Annotated in this window: 1 pseudogene; it reads right to left on the bottom strand. The window is 55.2% G+C overall.

The window, feature by feature from the left end:
* Window positions 1-312: pseudogene (locus EAS64_RS42900) on the bottom strand (branched chain amino acid aminotransferase); the annotation flags it as partial.
* Window positions 313-420 lie beyond the last annotated feature (108 nt).

Genomic DNA, 420 nt, shown 5'->3' with positions numbered 1-420 from the left:
GTTTAGGCGCGCCGCATTCTTCTCGGGTCGGAATGTCCACACTGACCCATCCGAATGACGGTAGCCTTTAATACCCTCGAAGATTTCCGGGCCATAGTGAAAAACCGCAGCGGCGGGATCTAAACTGAGCGGACCGTAGGCATGCACCCGCGCGTTCGACCATTCACCGCCGGTTTTATAATCACCGTTCCAGTCGATGCTGACCATATGATCCGTAAAATAGTCACCAAACCCGGGGTCGGCAAGAATCTCGGCTCGGCGTTCGTCACTCGCGGGGGCGGGGTTCTTTTCACGGCTAAATTCAAGTGCCATGGTGTAATCCTATTCTGTCAATTCTCTCTGCCAATAGCATCGGCGGCGCGAACCTCAAGGTGGGAGGCAGAAGCGGCATCGCTTACGAAGCTCATCAGTGCGGCTTGT

Source organism: Trebonia kvetii (genome assembly GCF_007827045.1).
Lineage (GTDB): Bacteria > Actinomycetota > Actinomycetes > Streptosporangiales > Streptosporangiaceae > Trebonia > Trebonia kvetii.
The sequence above is the reverse complement of the archived record's forward strand: the minus strand, read 5'-3'. Positions and strand labels throughout refer to the sequence as shown.